Origin of the sequence: Mycobacterium sp., assembly GCF_035499775.1 — a bacterium.
In the GTDB taxonomy this organism is placed as follows: Bacteria; Actinomycetota; Actinomycetes; order Mycobacteriales; family Mycobacteriaceae; genus Mycobacterium.
On the sequence record NZ_DATJYB010000436.1, the window covers coordinates 1 to 3,992 of the forward strand.

General features: G+C 62.8%; 6 protein-coding genes. 4 read left to right on the forward strand and 2 right to left on the reverse strand.

Going from position 1 to position 3,992, the window contains the following annotated elements; translation table 11 throughout:
• Positions 1 to 100: 100 nt before the first annotated feature.
• On the reverse strand, positions 101 to 463 hold the full coding sequence (locus VML93_RS26990; protein WP_325615325.1) for a nuclear transport factor 2 family protein: 363 nt from the start codon (positions 461 to 463) through the stop codon (positions 101 to 103).
• A 132-nt stretch (positions 464 to 595) separates the two neighbouring features.
• On the opposite strand from VML93_RS26990, the gene VML93_RS26995 reads away from it, so the two are divergent.
• The gene (locus VML93_RS26995) at positions 596 to 1,426 is read left to right on the forward strand and encodes a MerR family transcriptional regulator (protein WP_325615326.1); all 831 of its coding nucleotides are present in this window, start codon (positions 596 to 598) and stop codon (positions 1,424 to 1,426) included.
• Positions 1,427 to 1,632: 206 nt separating this feature from the next.
• Here VML93_RS26995 and VML93_RS27000 read toward each other — a convergent pair whose 3' ends face one another.
• Complete coding sequence (locus VML93_RS27000) at positions 1,633 to 1,920, reverse strand: flavoprotein (RefSeq protein WP_325615327.1); 288 nt, start codon at positions 1,918 to 1,920, stop codon at positions 1,633 to 1,635.
• A gap of 390 nt (positions 1,921 to 2,310) precedes the next feature.
• Between VML93_RS27000 and VML93_RS27005 the strand changes: the two genes are divergently transcribed.
• From VML93_RS27005 to VML93_RS27015, 3 genes are all read left to right on the forward strand, one after another.
• Positions 2,311 to 3,336 carry a nitrilase-related carbon-nitrogen hydrolase gene (locus VML93_RS27005; RefSeq protein ID WP_325615328.1) on the forward strand — a complete coding sequence of 342 codons (1,026 nt, stop codon included), beginning with the start codon at positions 2,311 to 2,313 and terminating at the stop codon, positions 3,334 to 3,336.
• Positions 3,333 to 3,719 carry a hypothetical protein gene (locus tag VML93_RS27010; protein ID WP_325615329.1) on the forward strand — a complete coding sequence of 129 codons (387 nt, stop codon included), beginning with the start codon at positions 3,333 to 3,335 and terminating at the stop codon, positions 3,717 to 3,719. The genes VML93_RS27005 and VML93_RS27010 overlap by 4 nt, the downstream gene beginning before the upstream one ends.
• A 20-nt stretch (positions 3,720 to 3,739) precedes the next feature.
• On the forward strand, positions 3,740 to 3,992 hold a 253-nt coding region (locus tag VML93_RS27015), incomplete at its 3' end, for a hypothetical protein (protein WP_325615330.1).

Below are 3,992 nucleotides of genomic sequence, written 5' to 3' on the forward strand. Positions count from 1 at the left end.
AGCGCGCCGTCGGGCCGGGCAGTCGCCAAATGTCCGTACAGCGGGCGCTCCAGCAGGTCGTCGTATCCGGCGGGAACCGCAACCATATTCGCTCCTATCGTCAGTAGTCGGCGGGCTGGTTGAAGATGATCGCGAGGCTGACGATCTTGCCGTCACGCACGCTGAAGTAGTTCGTCAAAACGAGTTCGTCGGGCAGATTGGTCCGGTCGAACGTCCCGTCGTAGGCTCCGCGCACCACGGTGTCGCCGTAATGGTCGAGCACCCCGCGAACTTCGATCGTCACCTTGTCGCCGACCATCTCCTTGGCCACCCAGCGGCGGATGGCGTCGATTCCGACGAATTCGCGGTGGTTGTCGTTGACGTAGGCATCTTCCGCAAACGTGGCGACCGCGCGATCGGTGTCCGCGGAGTTGATCGCCTCGATGTGTTCGGCGACGATCCCGGTCAGGTCGGTCTCTTTCATGCTGGTGTCTCCCAGATCGTGGCCGGCGCGGTGTTGCAGCCGGTGATCCCACCGTGCGCGCTCACCTCGTGGGCGAGTCAAGGCGTGTTCGGGGGATGAGTCTCCCCCAGGGGGAGACTGCACACTGAAGTCATGAGTGCACCCGCGCTGTTAGCCATCGGGGACTTCTCCCGTGCCACGCAGTTGAGCGTGAAGATGCTGCGCCACTACCACCAGATCGGGCTGCTCGAGCCCATCAACATCGACCGTGCTACCGGCTACCGCCGTTACAGCACCGACCAGATCTCGACAGCACAGATCATTCGCCGTTTCCGGGCGCTAGAAATGCCGCTTGACGAGATCCGCACCGTCATTAGCACCACCGACATTCGTCACCGCAACGAACTGATCAACGCGCACCTTACTCGGCTGGAATCCCAACTCGCGCACACCAAACGGGCCGTCGAGACGCTACGTGAACTGCTTGAGCCCGGGCCTGCTGCCGAAGGCCGGATAGGCTACCGCAGAGTCGCAGCGACCGAGGCGCTCGCGATCAGCGAGGTCGTCGACCTAAGTGATGCGCTGACCTGGTTCCAAGGAGCACTCGCCGAGCTGTACGCCACAGTTACCGCTCAAAACGCGCGCATCAGCGGAACGGCCGGGGGCGTCTTCGCCGCCGAGCTAATCGCCGATGAACGAGGACTGGCAACCGTTTTCGTCCCGTTCGCCGGCGACATCCGACGCACCGGACGCCTCACCGAACTGGTGGTACCCGCCGCCGAACTGGTCACCGTCGTGCACGCCGGCTCGTATCACGACTTTGATTTGGCCTACGGCGCTCTGGCTACCCATGTTGCCCAGCACGCGATCCCGGTCGACGGGCCCATTCGCGAGTACTTCCTCGTCGGCCCCCAAGACACCCGCGACGAAACGGCCTGGCGCACCGAAATTGGGTGGCCAGTCTTTCACACCACTAGTGCATAAGCGTGCTCGCGCCCCATCAACGGTGCAGAGTGAACGGCACTCCAACGTCGTGTTCTACGTTAGGAAGTGACGTGCTGGCATCCGGGCGCGGCCGACAGGGCCCGGAGTTCCTCGAGCGCTCTGGCAGAGGCGCTGCCGCGCTCGGCGCGATAAGTCATCATGTGCTGACCGCCGGACGTCGGCGAGGCTTTCGAAATCGCTTCTAACTAACCCATTTCGAGCTGAATTGTCTTGTCGGCCCCCCGGGAGACGACCAGGTGGGTTTCAATGTCCGGGTGGTGCAGGGCCTGGAGGGTCGCCCAGCCCAGTTGTGGCGCGCTGGAGCCGGTGACGCCGATGATCAGTCGTTGCCGTTGCATGGGTTGTGCCTCCTCCGGGTTCATTTGCAATGTATTACCTAAACCGAAAAACTCGGATGTGCTCAACCTGGTGAAGGCCACTACTCGCGGCGCAAAGACGCCGATGACTCCTGCCAGATGTTCCAGTTGTGCCACGGCAGCACGGCTCTCGTAGCTGACTGTAAACGGACTGTGCGGTGCCGTTGCACGTTCCGTCCCCGTAGCGGGGCCAGTCGGGGATCGGGGTGGACTGACGGTAGGCGATTGACGTGAGCGGATGCCTACAATGACGTGCACTACTGCAGCAGTCCGGTAAGGAACAGACGGGACACCCAGTGGCGTCTTCACTCGGCCTTTCTGACGTCGGTGGCCAGTCGCTGGTCGCTCCGCCGATTCGCGGACGCGTGGGCGAGCCGAAGGTCGCCCCTCAAGTCACCAAAGAAGTCGTCGACGACGGGTCCGGCGGGATGGCGCTGGCGACCAGTGAGTGGAACGAACAATCGCACATTGTTTTACCGCACGAGATACGACGAGAGGATGAGCGCTGTGACTACTGTCCGAGCAGCGGCGGTTCAACTGAGCCCCGTGCTTTACAGCCGCGAGGGCACCGTGGAGCGCGTTGTCGCCAAGATCGACGAATTGGCAACGCGGGGAGTGCAATTCGCGACATTTCCGGAGACCGTTGTTCCCTACTACCCATATTTTTCGTTTGTGCAGCGCCCGTTCGAGATGCTCGCCGAGCAAACACGGTTGATGCGGGAGGCGGTCACCGTGCCATCGTCGGCGACGCGGGCGATCGCCGACGCCGCGGGCCGCGCTGAAATGGTCGTCTCTATCGGCGTGAACGAACGCGACGGCGGCTCACTGTTCAACACCCAACTGCTTTTCGATGCCGACGGAACGCTGATCCAGCGTCGCCGCAAGATCACCCCCACGTATCACGAGCGCATAGTTTGGGGCCAGGGCGATGGCAGTGGACTTCGAGCCGTGGACAGCGCGGTGGGTCGCATCGGCCAGTTGGCCTGTTGGGAGCATTACAACCCGCTGGCCCGATACGCGATGATGGCTGACGGCGAGAAGATCCACTCGGCGATGTTCCCGGGCTCCATTTTCGGCGACTTGTTCGCTCGACAGACCGAGGTCCAGGTACGCAATCATGCGCTCGAGTCGGGCGTCTTCGTGGTGGTGGCGACCGCCTGGCTCGATCCCGATCAGCAAGGTCAGATCATGGCTGACACCGGCTGCCCGGTGGGCCCGATTTCGGGTGGCTGCTTCACCGCGATCATCACACCGCAAGGCGAGCTGCTCGGTGATCCCCTGCGCTCCGGTGAAGGCGAGGTGATCGCGGATTTGGACTTCGCGCTCATCGACAAACGCAAGGCTTTCATGGACTCCCGCGGACACTACAGTCGGCCCGAATTACTCAGCCTGCTCATCGATGAGACGCGCAGCGCCCACGTCCATAAGCGGCAGCCTCCTTCGCCGGTCGTCGCCGACGTCTCCCACGTCGACGAGAGCGACCATGTCGGAACTGATTCGCGGGGAACACACGATTCGGCAGGTGCCAGATGACGTATATGGGAAGGCCCTACTACCCGTTGTGGTTGGACAACCTGGCCGACGACGTCACCCTGGAGGCCGCGGCTATGGACGGCACCGCGCGCGGCCCCGAAGACGTCCGTTTCATCCTGGTCAAAGCTCGCGAACAGTATGAGCACCAGGAATTCAACTACGCCGGCCCCTGCGGCGAGAGCAGTTTCCTCGAGGACTACTCAAGCTCGGTGCGCGGGATGCCGACCCATGTTGTCGTGCTGGTCACCTTCAACGACGACGGGCAGACCCAGCACGTCGTGGTGAATCATCGGCCACGCAGCGCGATGCTGCAGTTTTCCCGCTTGATGCTGGAGACCTTCTCCGGGACCCCGTATGCGAAGCACTGGGAAGGCACCCCGTAAGGGGCGACAGGAGGCGCACCATGGCATCGACATATCTGGGGAAGCCTTACTACCCGGCGTGGCTGGACAATCTCGCCGACGACGTGACCGGGGAGGGTCCGGCGTGGGACGGCGCTATCGAGGGCGCGGCGGCGGTCCATGAAGTGGTGGTCGCCGCAAAAGAGATCTACGAGTTTCAGGAGTTCCGCTACGCCGGCCCGTGCGGGAAAACAGTTTCCTCGAGGACTACACCGCATCGGTCCGCGGTGTGCCCCTATACGTCATCGTCCTGGT